This window comes from Micromonospora zhanjiangensis (genome assembly GCF_042650605.1).
Classification (GTDB): domain Bacteria; phylum Actinomycetota; class Actinomycetes; order Mycobacteriales; family Micromonosporaceae; genus Micromonospora_J; species Micromonospora_J zhanjiangensis.
The window spans coordinates 166,871-182,004 of record NZ_JBHSBN010000012.1; the positions used below are offsets into that span (position 1 = coordinate 166,871).

Consider the following 15,134-nt stretch of genomic DNA (forward strand, 5'->3'; position numbering starts at 1 on the left):
CATGCTGACCGGATCGTTCACCTTCGTCGCGATGACCTACAACGTGTGGGGGGACGCCCATCTGGAGCAGCGGGAGCCGGCGCTGCGCGACCTGTTCGCCACCCGCGCACCCGACCTGCTGGCCACCCAGGAACTGCGGCCGCGTACCCGGGAGGTGCTGGACGAGGCGTTGCCCGGACACGCGCGGGTGCACGACGACTTCCCGGGCTGGGGCGGGCAGAGCAACCTGTGGTGGCGCACGGAGCTGTTCGAGCTCGTCGAGTACGGCCGGCGTGACGTCGGCATCCTCGCCGCCGACGCCGGGCTGTTCTGGGTGCGGCTGCGGCCGCTGGCCGGGGACGCGCCGCCGATCGTCTTCTCCACCGCGCACCTGACCTGGCCCGGGCACCCGGACGAGCGGCAGGACGGGCGCAACCGGCGCACCGGGCAGGCGCAGCGGGTGGTCGCCGCGTTGGACGAGATCGCCGGCGACGGAGCGGCCCTGTTCACCGTGGACATCAACGACATCGGACCCCCGTTGTGGGAGCTCGGCAACGGCGGCTTCCTCGACTCGTTCACCGCGCTGGGACGGACGTCGCCGGTCACCCATCCGGTCTCGCCGATGCCGTTCACCACCGGGATCGGGACCCGGCTCTCCCCACTGGGATCCCCGGCCAAGGCGATCGACTGGATCTTCTCGCGCGGCCCGATCACGACCCGGGCCAGCGAGGTCGTCGAGTTCTTCTCGGCGGGCAGCGCGCCCTCGGACCACAAGCCCGTCGCGGCCACCTTCACCCTGCCGTCCGGGGCCGCCCCGGCGGGCGCCGGCACGACGTCGAACCAAGGAGAGAAATGATCGCCCGAACACGATTGAAGAGTTGTCTTCTCGCCGTCGCACTGGTGGCCGGTCTGGCCGGCTGCGGCGGTTCCGGTGACGCCGAGAGCGGGGACGCGGTGGTGCGGTACGCGCCGCAACTGTTCCCCGTATCGCTGGACGTCCAGCAGTACCCGGCGGAGGAGGCCGTCCAGACCACGGTGCAGCAGGCGTTGGAGACGTTGACCGTGATGAAGGACGGCCAGCCCGCGCCGAAGCTGGCCACCTCCTGGGAAGCGCCCGACCCGAAGACCTGGGTCTTCCACCTGCGCGAGAACGTGAAGTTCAGCGACGGGACAGCGTTCACCGCCAAGGACGTGAAGGGCTCGGTGGAGCGCCTGATCAGCCTCAAGGGCTCGCTCAACCCGTTGCTCGCCTCGATCACCGCGATCGACGCCACCGACGACCGTACGGTGACCTTCCACACCTCGGCGCCGCTGGGCACCCTGCCCAGCACCATGTCCCTGGTCTTCGTCGGTCAGGGCGACAAGGTGGGCAGCGACGCGTACTGGCAGAAGCCGATCGGCACCGGACCGTTCACGTTCGAGTCGTTCGACCCGGACGACAAGGTCGTCCTGCGCCGCAACGACGGCTACTGGGGTCCGAAGGCCAAGGTGGGGACGCTGCAGATCCTCGACATGCCGGAGGTCGCCTCCCGGATCACCGCGCTGAACAACGACGAGGTGGACGTGCTCGCGTCGATCCCGCCGGACCAGGTCGGTGAGGTGTCCGGGCAGGACGGCATCTCGTACGGGACCGGGCCCAGCTACAACTACTACTTCATCTGGTTCAACCAGGGCACCAAGCCGTTGGACAACGTGAAGGTGCGGCAGGCCATGCTGCACGCGATCAACGTCCAGGGCACCGTCTCCGGTCTCTTCGGCGAGCTCGGCACGGTGGGCCGGTCGCCGGTCACCCAGGCGGTCTTCGGGTCCACCCCGCTGGAGCCCTACTCCTACGACCCGGAGCTGGCCAAGCGGCTGCTCGCCGAGGCGGGATACCCGGGCGGCCTCAGCGTCTCGATGCAGTGGCCGCTGGAAGGCGGTCCGAACATCCGGGCGATGGCCCAGGCGTTCATCTCGGACTGGGCGAAGGCCGGCATCAAGGTGCAGCCGCTGGAGAAGGAGCGGGCCACCTGGCTCAAGGACTTCGGCGCGCTGAAGTGGGACCTGAACCTGCAGACCAACACCACCGGCACCGGTGACGCCGACTTCACCCTGAACCGGCTCTACACCTGTGCCGCCAAGCGGATGGGCTACTGCAACAAGGACCTGGACGAGATCCTGGCGAAGGCCCGCGCGTCGCTGGACCAGAACGAGCGCAAGACGTTGTACGCCCAGGCCGACAAGATCCTGTGGGAAGACGCGGTCGGCGTCTTCCCGGTCGACCTGAAGAACAACTACGCCGTACGGGAGAAGGTCAAGGGGTTCGAGATGCCGGTCAACGGTCGGCCGGACTTCTCCACGGTGTCGGTCGGATAGCGCATCGGACGCCACGGACGGTGACCGGCTGGAGCATCTCGCGCTCCAGCCGGTCACCACGTACGACCGCGGATCACTCCGGCGTGCGGCGGCCTACCGGTCCCGCCGCCCGGCCACGCAGAGAGTCGGGCCGAGGCTCGTCGGCGCAGCGTACCGGCCGCCGCCGATCTCTTCGCGCAGGCCGGCGCGGCACTCCGGCCGGAGGGGGGGCGGTGTCGGCACCCGGCTACGGAACTTTCCGGTGGCGAGCGTGAACCGCACCCCGTTTCCGTGCGTTCAGAGGGCATGGCGGAACAGGAACTGGACCTGCCGGAATGGATCTCCAACAGCACGCTGCGCCGAGTCCAGCGATCGTTGGACGAGGATTTCCGCGTCGCGATCGACAACAACCGCGCGGACCGCTCGTCCGGTCGCCGCCGGCTGCCCGGCGGACTGAAGGTGCCGAACACCAGGCAGGCCACGAGGAAGGCCCGCGCCAACACCGCCGCGCTGGTCGACGGCCGCCTGCGGGAGGGCTGGTTGGGGTGGGCGCGCATCGCCGGCAACTGGTTCATGCGCCAGGCCCGCAGGAGGCGGAAACCTGATGAGATGGCGCTGTCCGACGGCCACGGGAGATTCCCGGCGATCGGCGCGGAGCAGGAACGGTGGATCGGTCTGCTCAGCCGGCAGCATTTGAGCCACGATGAGCAGCGTTCCGTCGGAAGCGCCGTGGCCGCGGCTTACCTCGTCTCCCGCAACCCGGAGCTGAACACGCTCTATCAGAAGAATCCACGGGAGATGCGGAACCTGGCGGAGATCTTCGGAGAGGCCGACCGGATCGCCAACGCGTACGAGCCTCGGGCCGGCTCTCGGCCCGACGCCGCGTCGGCGCGGTTCGCCGGCAGCGGTGAGGTCTGGCAGACCACGTTCGAACCCCGACAGGTTTCGGTGGCACCCGGCCCCGGCATGGGGCGCGGGACCGTCGACCAGATGCACACGGCCTTTTATCCGCCGCCGCCGTACCTGCCGTCAGCGAGTTATTCGCAGCCCTCCCCGCCACCGCCGTCCGGCAACGGGTCGGCACCTGACCCGGCGCGGCGGACGGCGGAGCCGACCCCGGAAGAACTGGAACGGATGCTTCCCAGACAGCGCGACGCGCTGGTGCCGCCGGAAAGCCCTGAGCAGGCTCGCCGTTCGTTCAGGCGGCGTATGGAGATCCTGTCGGCCGCTCAGATGACGCCGGCCGGTTGGGATGGAACCGTGCCGGCGCCGCGAGGAATGCCCTCGACGAATCCGTTCCGGTCGCCGCACCGACCGGCTCCCGGAGGGCCTGGCCAGGCCCCCGGCCGCGGCCCCAGCAGGTGACACCGGCACGGCCCGGCACCTCCGCTAACGCCGTTCGTAGAAGGTGATGCTCACGCCGCCGGGGGCGGAACCCGGGTCGGAACTCAACCAGGTGTTCGTGTTGAGGAAGGCGTACGGGCCGTCCGCGCGGGCCTCGAAGGTCGGCACCAGCCGGCCGATCGGACCGCAGTTGCGGACCAGGATCAACTCGTGGTCGGCGGTCGACAGGGTGTACCGGGCGTCCAGCGTCGCGGTGGAGCCGATGAGCTGGTAGTCGGCGCCGCCAGCGAGGACCGACCCGGTCACCCGGCCGCTGGTCGTACCGCCGGTGATGGGGATGATGTTGCGGGTGCCCCGCTTGCTGGCGCCCACGGCGAGACTGGCGCCGAGCGTCACGGATTCGCTGAACACGGCGGCGCCCCTGGTCCCGCTGCCGGTCGCGCAGTCCCAGGACTGGTTGGCCAGGCCCACGGGATCGGTGAGCCGGAGCCGTGGCTCGGCCGGCGAGACGCCGGAGACGTCGTAGACGGTGATCTGGAGCGTGTTCGTCGCGGTGTCGACCACCCGGGTCGCGGCGAACGTGCCGGTGTTCAGCCAGGCGTGCGGGCTCGACGTCGGCGCCTCGAAGTCGGGCACCACCCGGACGGTGGACTCGCCGCCGGGTGCGACACCGCAGCCGCGCAGGTAGATGAGGGTGCCGTCGGTCGCCCGCAGGACGTTGATCTCTTCCAGTTCGGTTGCGCCGTTGGTGAGGGTGAGTTCCAGGTCCAGCCCACCGGTGAGGACGGTGCCGCTGATCCGGTCCCCGGTGAACGTGCCGCCCCGCACGTCGAGGATGCGGCGCCGGCCGTACTGGGTGACACCGACGTCGTGGACGGTGCCGAGTTGGGCCGAGACGCGCAGCACGAGCCGACCACGCGCCGGGGGCACGATGCCCGCCGGTGCCCCGCACGTCCACGACGGGTCGGGGACGATCGTCGGCTCGCCGCCGGGCGTACTCGGGGTGGGCGACGGGGTGGGTGAGGTCGGCGTCGAGGGTGGGGCGCTCGGTGTTCCGTCGCCCGGTCCGGAGGGTGAACCGGACGGCGTGCTGCCGCCGGTGCACGGCGTCCCGTTGAGCGCGAAGTCGGTCGGCACGGGGTTGGCGGTGTTCCACGACCCGTTGAATCCGAACGACGCGCTTCCCCCGGTGGCGAGGGCGCCGTTCCAGGCGGCGTTGGCGACGGTGACCTGGGCCCCGGTCTGGCTGACCGACCCGTTCCAGAGCTGGGTGATCTGCTGTCCGGCGGTGAACGACCAGGTCAGCCGCCACCCGTTGACCGGGTCGCCGAGGTTGGTGACGCCGACGGTGGCCCCGAATCCGCCGGACCACTGGCTGGAGACCGTGTAGGTGACCCGGCAGCCGGAGGCGGCGTGGGCCGAGGTGGCGATGCCGACGCCGCCGATGAGGACGGCGACGACGGCTGCCGCCGCGAGCAGGGGACGATCGTGACCGAGCCTCATCCGGGTCTCCTGTATCGGTGACCGCGCACCTCGGGTCGGAGGATGCGTTTCGGCCAGTGTCCCGACCGGACGATTTTCTGTCAATCGACGACACTCGATGTATAGTGACGGTTCGAGCGGGCCGGTCGCCGGCCCGCGGAAGGGGGTGCCCGGTGCGGACGAGCAGGCGGCTGGGGGTGCTCGCGACGGCGCTCGTCGCGATCGGCGGGCTGGTCGGTGCGGCGGTCACCGGGACCGGTACGCCCGCCCGGGCGGCACCGGTCACCATCACCAACGGCACCCAGTTCATCGACACCCGCGGCACCCCGGTGCACGCCCACGGCGGCGGGGTGCTCAAGGTCGGCGACTACTACTACTGGTTCGGCGAGAACCGCAACCCGAACAACACCTTCCGGGCGGTGTCCGTCTACCGCTCCACCGACCTGCGCACCTGGGAGTTCCGCAACGACGTGCTCACCCCGTCGTCCGCCGCCGAACTGCAGGGCGCCAACATCGAGCGACCGAAGGTCGTCTACAACGCCGGCACCGGACGCTTCGTCATGTGGATGCACAAGGAGAACGGCACGGACTACGGCGAGGCCCGCGCGGCCGTGGCCTCGTCGACGACCGTGGACGGCAGCTACACCTACCACGGCAGCTTCCGCCCGCTCGGCAACATGTCCCGCGACATCACCCTCTACAACGACAACGGCACCGGCTACATGATCTCGGCCGCCGACGAGAACAACGATCTGCTCATCTACCGGCTCACCGCGGACTATCTCAACGTGGCGAGCCTGGTCGGCAACTTCTGGAACGACGCCAAGCGGGAGGCTCCCGCGCTGTTCAAGCGGGGGAACACCTACTTCATGCTGACCTCGGCCGCGACCGGTTGGAACCCGAACCAGGCCCGGTACGCGACCGCGTCGAGCATCTCCGGCCCGTGGACCGGCTGGAGCAACGTGGGCGACTCCACCACCTTCCGCTCGCAGCCGGCGTTCGTGCTGCCGATCCAGGGCACCACCACGACGAACTTCCTCTACCTGGGCGACCGCTGGGCCGGCGCGTGGGGCGGTCCGGTCAACGACTCGCAGTACGTCTGGCTGCCGATCACCTTCCCGTCGGCCACCAGCATGAGCCTGGCCTGGGCGCCGTCGATCACCGTCGACGCGGCCGCCGGCACGGTCACCGCGAACACCCCGACGTACTACCGGATCACCAACCGCAACAGCGGCCGGGTCATCGACGTGGTGAACAACTCGACGGCCGACAACGCCGAGGTGAAGCAGTACGCCTGGAACGGCGGCGGCAACCAGCGGTGGGAGTTCCAGGACGCGGGCGGCGGGTACGTCCGGGTCGTCAGCCAGAACAGCGGCAAGTGCCTCGACGTCGCTTCCGGCTCGACCGCCGACGGCGCCAACATCATCCAGTACGCCTGCGGCACCGGCACCAACCAGCAGTGGCAGTGGGCGGCGACCGGCGACTGGTTCCAGCTCCGCGCCCGGCACAGCGGCAAGTGCCTCGACGTCGTCAACGCCGGCACCGGCGACGGCGCCGACATCCAGCAGTACACCTGCAACGGTGGCACCAACCAGCAGTGGTCCCGTACGGCGGTGTGACCGATCGGGCGGTGGCGCCGATCCGCCGGACCGGCGCTACCGCTGACTGGGTGAACGGCTGTTGACCGAACCGTACCCGGATCCGACCGGCCCGGACCGCGGCGCGCCCGACGGCTCAGCACCGCCGGGCACGCCGCGGTCCGGCGGTCAGCCGGCCGGCACGGCCCGCTCGGCGGGCGCCAGGTGCCGGGCGTACGCGGCGGTGGTGAAGAACGCCGGCAACCGCTCGCCGAACGCGGTGTCCTCGACGATCCGGGCCGCCCGCCACGCGCGGTCCCGGTCGTCGCCCACCCGGCCGGCGACCAGGGCCGTCAGCTCCTCGGCGAGGATGGACCGGACCAACTCCTCGGTGACACAGCCGCCGCCGGCCAGCGGGGTGCCGTGCTGCAGCCACTGCCAGACCTGGCAGCGGGCGATCTCGGCGGTGGCCGCGTCCTCCATCAGGTTCCACAGGGCCACCGCGCCGACCCCGCCGAGCCAGGCGTCGATGTAGCGCAGCGCGACCGCGATGTTGGACCGCAGCCCCGCGGCGGTGACCTGGCCCGGGGTCTTGTCGACGGCGAGCAGGTCGGCGGCCGCGACGTCGACGTCGTCGCGGAGCCGGTCGAGCTGGTTCGGGCGCTCGCCCAACACCGCGTCGAACTCCTCCCGGCAGGTGTCGACCAGACCCGGGTGGGCCACCCACGAGCCGTCGAACCCGTCGCCGGCCTCCCGTCGCTTGTCCGCCCGCACCTTGCCCAGGGCCACCTCGTTGACCTCGGGATCCCGGCTGGGGATGACCGCGGCCATCCCGCCGATGGCGTGCGCGCCGCGCCGGTGGCAGGTCGCCACCAGAAGTTCGGTGTACGCCCGCATGAACGGCACCGTCATGGTGACCTCGGACCGGTCCGGCAGGACGAAGTCCGGCCACTGCCCGAAATTCTTGATCATGCTGAAGATGTAGTCCCACCGCCCGGCGTTCAGCCCCGCCGAGTGCTCCCGCAGCTCGTACAGGATCTCCTCCATCTCGAAGGCGGCGGTGATCGTCTCGATCAGCGTGGTGGCCCGGATGGTGCCCTGGGGCAGGCCCAGGTAGCGCTGGGCGAAGACGAAGACGTCGTTCCACAGCCGCGCCTCGCGGTGGCCCTCCAGCTTCGGCAGGTAGAAGTAGGGACCGGCGCCGAGGTCGAGCTGCCGGCGGGCGCAGTGGAAGAGGTAGAGACCGAAGTCGACCAGGCTGGCGGAGACGGGCCGCCCGTCGATGGCGATCCCCTTCTCCACCAGGTGCCAGCCGCGCGGCCGGACGACGATCGTGGCCAGCTCCGCACCGAGGGCGTACCGCCTGCCGCGCGGGTCGGTGAAGTCGATCCGCCGGTCCAGCGCGTCGATCAGGTTCAGCTGGCCGGAGACGACGTTGTGCCAGGTCGGAGCGGTGGCGTCCTCGAAGTCGGCGAGCCACACCTTCGCCCCGGAGTTCAGCGCGTTGACCGTCATCTTGCGGTCGGTGGGCCCGGTGATCTCGACCCGCCGGTCGACCAGGCCGGGTGCCGGCGGGGCCACCCGCCAGGTGGGATCGGCGCGGATCGCGGCGGTCTCCGGCAGGAAGTCGGGCAGTTGGCCGGTGCTGTAGCGGTCCCGGCGCGCCCGCCGGGTGTCCAGCAGGGCCACCCGGCGGGCGGCGAACTCGCTGTCCAACGCGACCAGGAACTCCAACGCCTCGGCGGTGAGGACCTCTTCGAAGCGGTCCGCCGGCGGACCGATGATCTCGTACCTCATGAGAACTGCTCCTGTTCCGTGGAACCGCGCAGTGCCGTCGTCTCGGCGGCCGGGTTGAGCACGGTGCTGATCAGGTCGAAGTAGCCGGTGCCCACCTCGCGCTGGTGCTTGACCGCGGTGTAGCCGGACGCCTCGGCGGCGAACTCCCGCTCCTGCAGCGCGACGTAGGCGGACATGCCCTCGGCGGCGTACCCCTGGGCCAGGTCGAACATCGAGTAGTTGAGGGCGTGGAAGCCGGCCAGGGTGATGAACTGGAACTTGTATCCCATGTGGCCCAGCTCCCGCTGGAACTTGGCGATGGTGGCGTCGTCCAGGTGCTTGCGCCAGTTGAACGACGGCGAGCAGTTGTAGGCGAGCAACTGGTCGGGGTACTGCTCCTTGATGGCCTCGGCGAACCGGCGGGCGACCTCCAGGTCCGGCTTGGAGGTCTCCATCCACAACAGGTCGGCGTGCGGCGCGTAGGCCAGGCCGCGGGCGACGCACGGCTCGATCCCGTCGCGTACCCGGTAGAAGCCCTCGGCGGTCCGCTCGCCGGTGACGAACGGCCGGTCCCGCTCGTCCACGTCGGTGGTGAGCAGCGTGGCGGCCTGCGCGTCGGTACGGGCGACCACCACCGTGGGCACGCCGGCCACGTCGGCGGCCAGCCGGGCCGCCTCCAGCGTGCGGATGTGCTGACCGGTCGGTACGAGCACCTTCCCGCCGAGGTGGCCGCACTTCTTCTCGGCGGCGAGCTGGTCCTCCCAGTGCACGCCGGCCGCACCGGCCGCGATCATCGCGGTCATCAGCTCGTACGCGTTGAGCGGGCCGCCGAAGCCGGCCTCGGCGTCGGCGACGATCGGCGCCAGCCAGCGCGTCGGGTCGGTGTCGCCCTCGGCGGTGGTGATCTGCGCGGCGCGCAGCAGGGCGTTGTTGATCCGGCGGACCACCGCGGGGACCGAGTTGGCGGGGTAGAGACTCTGGTCGGGGTAGGTGTGACCGGCGAGGTTGGCGTCCGCCGCCACCTGCCAGCCGGACAGGTAGATGGCCTTCAGGCCGGCGCGGACCATCTGCACCGCCTGGTTGCCGGTGAGCGCGCCCAGCGCGTGGATGTAGTCCTCGCTGTTCAGCAGCTGCCACAGCCGCTGCGCGCCGTGCCGGGCCAGGGTGTGTTCCTCCTGGATCGCGCCGCGCAGGCGGATCACGTCCTCGGGACGGTAGCTGCGCTCCACGCCCCGCCAGCGGGGGTCGGTCGCCCAGTCGGTACGCAACTGTTCAACGGCGTTCTGCATGGTGTCGTCCCTTCTGCTGCGGTGACGCCGGCGGCGCGGGCCTGCCGCGGGGGCGGCGTCGACCCCGGCTCGAACCGGCGTGCCGCCAACGGTCACATGCCGTCGACGGTCCGGTCGAGGGACGGAAGAGGCCAACTTCTGGGAATTTCGGGCACCGGTTTGCGAAGTTGCGAAGAGGTATATTCGCAGCCTGCGAACGGCGCCGGGGAGCCGGACGACCAGCGGGAGGTGGCGGTGATGAGCAAGACGTTCGCCGGCGCCCGGCTGCGCCGGATGCGCGAGGACCGGTCGCTCAGCCAGGCGCACCTGGCCCGCCTGCTGAACATCTCGCCCAGCTACCTCAACCAGATCGAGCACGACGCCCGGCCGCTGACCGTGCCGGTGCTCATGCGCATCACCGAGGTGTTCGGCGTCGACCCGACCGTCTTCGCGCCCCGCGACACCCCGCGACTGGTGGCCGGGTTGCGGGAGGCGCTCGCCGGCCGGGCCGGCGTCGCCGACCTCACCGAACTGGCCACCAGACTGCCCGAACTCGCCGAGGCGGTCCTCGACCTGCACCGCCGCTACCGGCAGGCCGACGAGCAACTCGCCGAACTGATCGGCGACCGGGAGGCGGTCGGTCGCAGCCCGCACGACCGGGTGACCGAGTTCTTCTACCGGCGGCAGAACTACGTACCGGACCTGGACGAGGCCGCCGAGCGACTGGCCGCCACCGTCGGGCTGCGCCGCGGCGAGGTCCGCACGGCGCTGCGGGACCGGCTGGCCGAGCGGCACGGCGTCCAGGTCCGGCACGACGACGCCGCGGCGCTGGGCGACGAACTGCACCGCTACCGTCCGCAGACCCGCACCCTGCACCTGTCGGCGTCGCTGCGGGCCGGGCAGGAGGCGATGCGGATGGCGGCGCAGATCGCGCTGCTGGAGTACGCCGACGTGATCGACGAGATCGTCGAGGAGGAGCGGTTCGACGACATCCAGACCCAGATCCTCACCCGGGTGGGTCTGGCCAACTACTTCGCCGCCGCGCTGATCCTGCCCTACGAGCAGTTCCTGGTCGCGGCGGAACACCGCCGGTACGACATCGACCTGCTCACCCAGCACTTCGCGATCGGCTGGGAAACCGTCTGCCACCGGCTCAGCACCCTGCAGCGTCCACGGGCGCGGGGGGTGCCGTTCTCCTTCGTCCGGGTCGACCGGGCCGGCAACATGTCCAAGCGCCAGTCCGCCACCGGCTTCCCGTTCTCCCACACCGGCGGCACGTGTCCGCTGTGGAACGTCTACGAGGCGTTCAGCGCGCCCGGCCGGGTCGTCGTCCAGGTGGCGGCGATGCCCGACGGGCAACGCTACCTCTGGATCGCCCGCACCATCACCCGCCACCACGGCGGCTACAACCAACCGGGCAAGGTCTACGCCATCGGGCTCGGCTGCGAGATCCGGCACGCCGACCGGCTGGTCTACTCCGCCGGGATGGACCTGCACGCGGCCGACGCCGCCACCCCGATCGGTCCCGGTTGCAAGACCTGCGAGCGGATGACCTGCCCGCAGCGCGCCGCGGCCCCGATCAGCGGCCGGCTCGACCTGGACGAGAACCGGAGCACCTTCATCCCGTACCCGTTGAAGGAGTGACCGGCGGCGGCCCGCGCCCGCTGGACGGGTGTGATCGCCGCCGGCCCGGCGGCGATCACACCCCGCCCGCTCACCGGTCCGTCCGCGAGGTGGCCGGTCCCCACCGCCGGCTGACGCGGGCCCGGACAGGCGGGCCGTCGGGTCCGGGGCCGGACCCGTCCGGAACGTCCTCAGCAGGACGCCCGGATGTCGAGGACGACCGGGGCACTCTGCGTGACGGTGCCGTCGGTGACCCGGAGCCGGGGGACGTAGCGGCCGGGCGCGACGCCGTTGAGGCGGAACGCGGCCAGGATCTGCACGTAGTGGCCGTCCCCGGAACCGGGCAGGGCGGTCAGCGGGCTGTACACCTCGACGCCGGCGGGCATGCCGGCGTAGTCGGCCGTGATCGGCGCCGACCAGGTCCCGTCGAGGACGACGAAGTAGTACAGGGTGCGTGGGTCGTCGGGCGTGGCGCAGATCCGCTGTTCTAGCGGGACGAGCTTCCAGGTCGAGGAGGTGTCCGTGGCCGTCCTGGCGGGCGCCGCCGAGACGGGCGTACCGCTGACCGGAGCGAGCATCGTCGCCGCGACGACGGCCGTGACGATCCGCAGGGCTGTACGGGAGAACTTCACCGTCGACTCCTATCTTTCCGTCCGGGGCAGTCCGGCAGCACCGACCGGCGACGGCGTGATCGGTCTCCCGGCGGTCCTGCGGTAGCCGGCCAGCGGTGCCACGTCTCGACCGGGATCCCGCCTCGGCGGGGACGTCGCCCGCTGGCCGGCCGATGGCCAGGGTGACAGACGCCTTTCAGAGGCTTTTGAGAAAGGGGCTCACCACCCGCCGCGCCGCCAGCGGTCGGGGGCGGATCACCATCCGTCCGGTCGGATTGAGCCCGTTCCCTCCGGGTAGTGCCGTGGCATGCCGCAGCGTTACGACAACTACCCGAGGGTCGCGCTCATCACCGGCGCCGACTCCGGCATCGGTAAGGCCTGCGCAGTCGCACTGGCCGAGTCCGGCTTCGACATCGGCATCACCTGGTACGGCGACGCGGACGGCGCCGAGCGGACCGCGGCCGAGGTACGCGCGACCGGCCGCCGCTGTGAGGTGGCCGAACTGGATCTGACCCGGTTGCCCGACGCCGCTGTGGTGGTCGACGAGTTGGCCGACCGGCTCGGCGGGATCGGTGTTCTGGCCAACAACGCCGGCACCGGGCTGGCCACGCTCTTCGTGGACGTGTCGTGGCAGCGGTGGCGGGAGGTGCTCGCCGTCGTCGCGCTGCTGGCCTCACCCGCCGCGGCGTACGTGACCGGGGCGTCGTGGCCGGTGGACGGAGGGATGCTGCTGATGGGCCCGCAGGCGTCCGCGCTGCCGGACGACACCTGGCGCTCGGTGTGAGGCAGCGCCCGAACCGGACCACACGCCGTGGCTGCCTGCCCATTCGGACGAGGCGGTGCCCACCGTCCACATACAGCACCGTCGCGGTCACGAATCCGTTGCGGAGCACCGAGATGAAGGCTTGGGCGTACGTCCTCACCGAGGCCAACGACGTGCTCGCGGCGAATCCGGAGGGCTTGGCGTTGCTGCCCGGCCACGCCGACTGGCCGCTGGGCCACGTCGGGACATCACCGGGCGCCGCCCAGGTACATCCCACCCTCCTAGGATGGCCTAGGGGTGGTGAGCGCGCGCCGGTGCGCTAGGGTTGCCCGGGTGCCTCGAGGACCTCGGGACACCGCAGGAGTGGAGTGATCGTGGTAGGCGACGACGACATCTCCGGGTGAGAGCCCGGACCGGCCGCCGACGCGCGTGTGATCGCGCCGTCGCCGCGGCCCGCTTCGTCATCCCCTTTTCTCCCGCCGAGCGCCGCAGTGCGCACCCGGCGTCCGCAACCCTTCGAGGTCGATCATGTCCGACGCGTACGTCGTCAGCTCCGCCCTGTCCTTCTCCTGGCCGGACGAGAGTCCGGTCCTCGACGACCTGTCCTTCTCCGTGCCCGGCGGCCGGACCGGCCTGGTGGCGCCCAACGGCAGTGGCAAGACCACCCTGTTGCGCCTGATCGCCGGCGAGCTGCAGCCGACCGGCGGATCGGTCACGGTGCGGGGGGTGCTCGGCTACCTGCCGCAGCACCTGCCGTACGCGGTCGACCAGACGGCGGCGCAGGTCCTCGGCGTGGACCGGGTCGTCGCCGCGTTGCACGCGATCGAGGCCGGCGACGCCAGCGAGGAGAACTTCGGTGTCGTCGGTGACGACTGGGACGTCGAGGAACGCACCGCGGTCGAGCTGAACCGGCTCGGCCTGGGGGACATCGCCCTGGACCGGCGGTTGGGTACCCTCAGCGGCGGCCAGGTGGTCTCCCTCGGGCTGGCCGCCCAGCTGCTCAAACGCCCGGACGTGCTGCTGCTCGACGAGCCGACGAACAACCTCGACGGTGCCGCGCGGGACCGGCTGACTGGGGTGTTGCGGGCTTTCCCGGGCTGCCTGCTGGTGGTCAGCCACGATCGGACACTGCTGGACGAGATGGACCGCATCGCCGCTCTCGAACACGGTGAGCTCCGCTGGTACGGCGGCTCGTACACCGACTACGAGCAGGCCGTACGCGCCGAGCGGGAGGTCGCCCAGCGGCAGGTCCGCACCGCCGAGCAGGACCTGAAGCGGCAGAAGCGCGAGATGCAGCAGGCCCGGGAACGCGCCGCCCGCCGGGCGTCCACGGCCGCCCGGAACCTGAACGACGCCGGCCTGGCCCGGATCGTGGCGGGCGGCCTGAAACGCGCCGCCCAGGTGTCGGCCGGGCGGGCCGACGAGACCCACGCCGCGCGGGTCGGCGACGCCCAGACGCGGCTGGACCAGGCCAGCCGGGCGGCCCGGCTGGACGACCGGATCGTCATCGAGCTGCCCGACACCACCGTCCCGGCCGGTCGGACCGTGTTCGGCGGCGAGCACCTGCAGACCGAGTACCACGGCCGGCCGGTGTTCGCCGGGGACGGCGTCGACCTGACCATCCGGGGACCCGAACGCATCGCGTTGACCGGACCGAACGGGGCCGGCAAGTCCACCCTGCTGCGGCTGGTCGGTGGCGAGCAGGCACCGGCCTCCGGCACGGCCACCCGGGCCGACGGGCGGGTGGCGTACCTGTCGCAGCGGCTGGACCTGCTGGATCCGGCGCGGACGGTCGCGGAGAACCTCGCGGCCTTCGCCCCCGCGTTGCCCGACGCCGAGCGGATGAACCTGCTGGCCCGGTTCCTGTTCCGCGGTGGCCGCGTGCACCTGCCCGTCGGTGCCCTGTCCGGTGGCGAACTGCTACGGGCGACCCTCGCCTGCGTGCTGTTCACCTCGCCCACGCCGCAACTGCTGCTGCTCGACGAGCCCACCAACAACCTGGACCTGGACAGCGTCGCACAGTTGGAAGGTGCCCTGACGGCGTACCGGGGGGCACTGCTCGTGGTCAGCCACGACGAACGGTTCCTGGCCGCGATCGGCGTCGACCGGTGGCTACGGCTGGCCGACGGCCGGCTCACCGAGACCGGCGGCCCCGGACCCGACTGAGGGCCTGACCTCCCGGCCGGTGAGTTGACAGTGCGAGACCACGACCCGGTCGTCGAGCGTTCGCGAGTCGACCAGGCGCAGGTTGCGGCGGGCCCGGTTGTGGCCGAGCCCGCCGTGGTGGTTGTCGGGTTATCGCTGGAGGGTGAGGAGGCCGGGTCGGTAGGGCAGGAGGCCGTAGTCGCCGCCGGAGTTGGTGGCGCGGCCTTGGTAG

Annotated in this window: 13 protein-coding genes; 9 read left to right on the forward strand and 4 right to left on the reverse strand. The window is 71.3% G+C overall.

The genetic code is table 11. The features are described 5' to 3' along the window. Position 1 precedes the first annotated feature (1 nt). From ACFOX0_RS18970 to ACFOX0_RS18980, 3 genes are all read left to right on the forward strand, one after another. Positions 2–835 carry an endonuclease/exonuclease/phosphatase family protein gene (locus tag ACFOX0_RS18970; RefSeq protein WP_377547662.1) on the forward strand — a complete coding sequence of 278 codons (834 nt, stop codon included), beginning with the start codon at positions 2–4 and terminating at the stop codon, positions 833–835. Further along, positions 832–2,334, forward strand: coding sequence for an ABC transporter substrate-binding protein (locus ACFOX0_RS18975; RefSeq protein WP_377547664.1), 1,503 nt, complete (start codon positions 832–834; stop codon positions 2,332–2,334). The genes ACFOX0_RS18970 and ACFOX0_RS18975 overlap by 4 nt, the downstream gene beginning before the upstream one ends. 285 nt (positions 2,335–2,619) lie before the next feature. Continuing rightward, positions 2,620–3,678, forward strand: coding sequence for a hypothetical protein (locus ACFOX0_RS18980; RefSeq protein WP_377547667.1), 1,059 nt, complete (start codon positions 2,620–2,622; stop codon positions 3,676–3,678). Between the two features lie 24 nt (positions 3,679–3,702). On the opposite strand, the gene ACFOX0_RS18985 is transcribed toward ACFOX0_RS18980, so the two are convergent. Further along, positions 3,703–5,160, reverse strand: a complete 1,458-nt coding sequence (locus tag ACFOX0_RS18985; protein WP_377547669.1) for a DUF3237 family protein — start codon at positions 5,158–5,160, stop codon at positions 3,703–3,705. A gap of 152 nt (positions 5,161–5,312) precedes the next feature. On the opposite strand from ACFOX0_RS18985, the gene ACFOX0_RS18990 reads away from it, so the two are divergent. Next, positions 5,313–6,758 carry an RICIN domain-containing protein gene (locus ACFOX0_RS18990; RefSeq protein WP_377547672.1) on the forward strand — a complete coding sequence of 482 codons (1,446 nt, stop codon included), beginning with the start codon at positions 5,313–5,315 and terminating at the stop codon, positions 6,756–6,758. A 147-nt stretch (positions 6,759–6,905) separates the two neighbouring features. Here the strand turns inward: ACFOX0_RS18990 and aceB are convergent, their stop codons facing one another. Then, positions 6,906–8,513 carry a malate synthase A gene (gene aceB / locus ACFOX0_RS18995; RefSeq protein ID WP_377547674.1) on the reverse strand — a complete coding sequence of 536 codons (1,608 nt, stop codon included), beginning with the start codon at positions 8,511–8,513 and terminating at the stop codon, positions 6,906–6,908. Further along, complete coding sequence (gene aceA, locus ACFOX0_RS19000) at positions 8,510–9,781, reverse strand: isocitrate lyase (protein ID WP_377547677.1); 1,272 nt, start codon at positions 9,779–9,781, stop codon at positions 8,510–8,512. The genes aceB and aceA overlap by 4 nt, the downstream gene beginning before the upstream one ends. A gap of 237 nt (positions 9,782–10,018) precedes the next feature. Between aceA and ACFOX0_RS19005 the strand changes: the two genes are divergently transcribed. Continuing rightward, entirely contained in the window at positions 10,019–11,404 is a 1,386-nt protein-coding gene (locus ACFOX0_RS19005) for a short-chain fatty acyl-CoA regulator family protein (RefSeq protein ID WP_377547679.1), read from the forward strand. Between the two features lie 170 nt (positions 11,405–11,574). Here ACFOX0_RS19005 and ACFOX0_RS19010 read toward each other — a convergent pair whose 3' ends face one another. Beyond that, the gene (locus ACFOX0_RS19010; protein WP_377547682.1) at positions 11,575–12,015 is read right to left on the reverse strand and encodes a DUF5980 family protein; all 441 of its coding nucleotides are present in this window, start codon (positions 12,013–12,015) and stop codon (positions 11,575–11,577) included. Positions 12,016–12,301: 286 nt separating this feature from the next. Between ACFOX0_RS19010 and ACFOX0_RS19015 the strand changes: the two genes are divergently transcribed. From ACFOX0_RS19015 to ACFOX0_RS19030, 4 genes are all read left to right on the forward strand, one after another. Beyond that, a complete protein-coding gene (locus ACFOX0_RS19015) occupies positions 12,302–12,778 on the forward strand; it encodes an SDR family oxidoreductase (RefSeq protein ID WP_377547684.1) in 477 nt (158 codons plus the stop codon). A 113-nt stretch (positions 12,779–12,891) separates the two neighbouring features. After that, on the forward strand, positions 12,892–13,080 hold the full coding sequence (locus ACFOX0_RS19020; protein WP_377547686.1) for a hypothetical protein: 189 nt from the start codon (positions 12,892–12,894) through the stop codon (positions 13,078–13,080). 205 nt (positions 13,081–13,285) lie between these two features. Next, positions 13,286–14,923: an ABC-F family ATP-binding cassette domain-containing protein gene (locus tag ACFOX0_RS19025; protein ID WP_377547688.1), complete on the forward strand. Its 1,638-nt coding sequence runs from the start codon at positions 13,286–13,288 to the stop codon at positions 14,921–14,923. 30 nt (positions 14,924–14,953) lie between these two features. Further along, positions 14,954–15,134: hypothetical protein (locus tag ACFOX0_RS19030; RefSeq protein ID WP_377547690.1), on the forward strand; the 181-nt coding region annotated here is incomplete at its 3' end.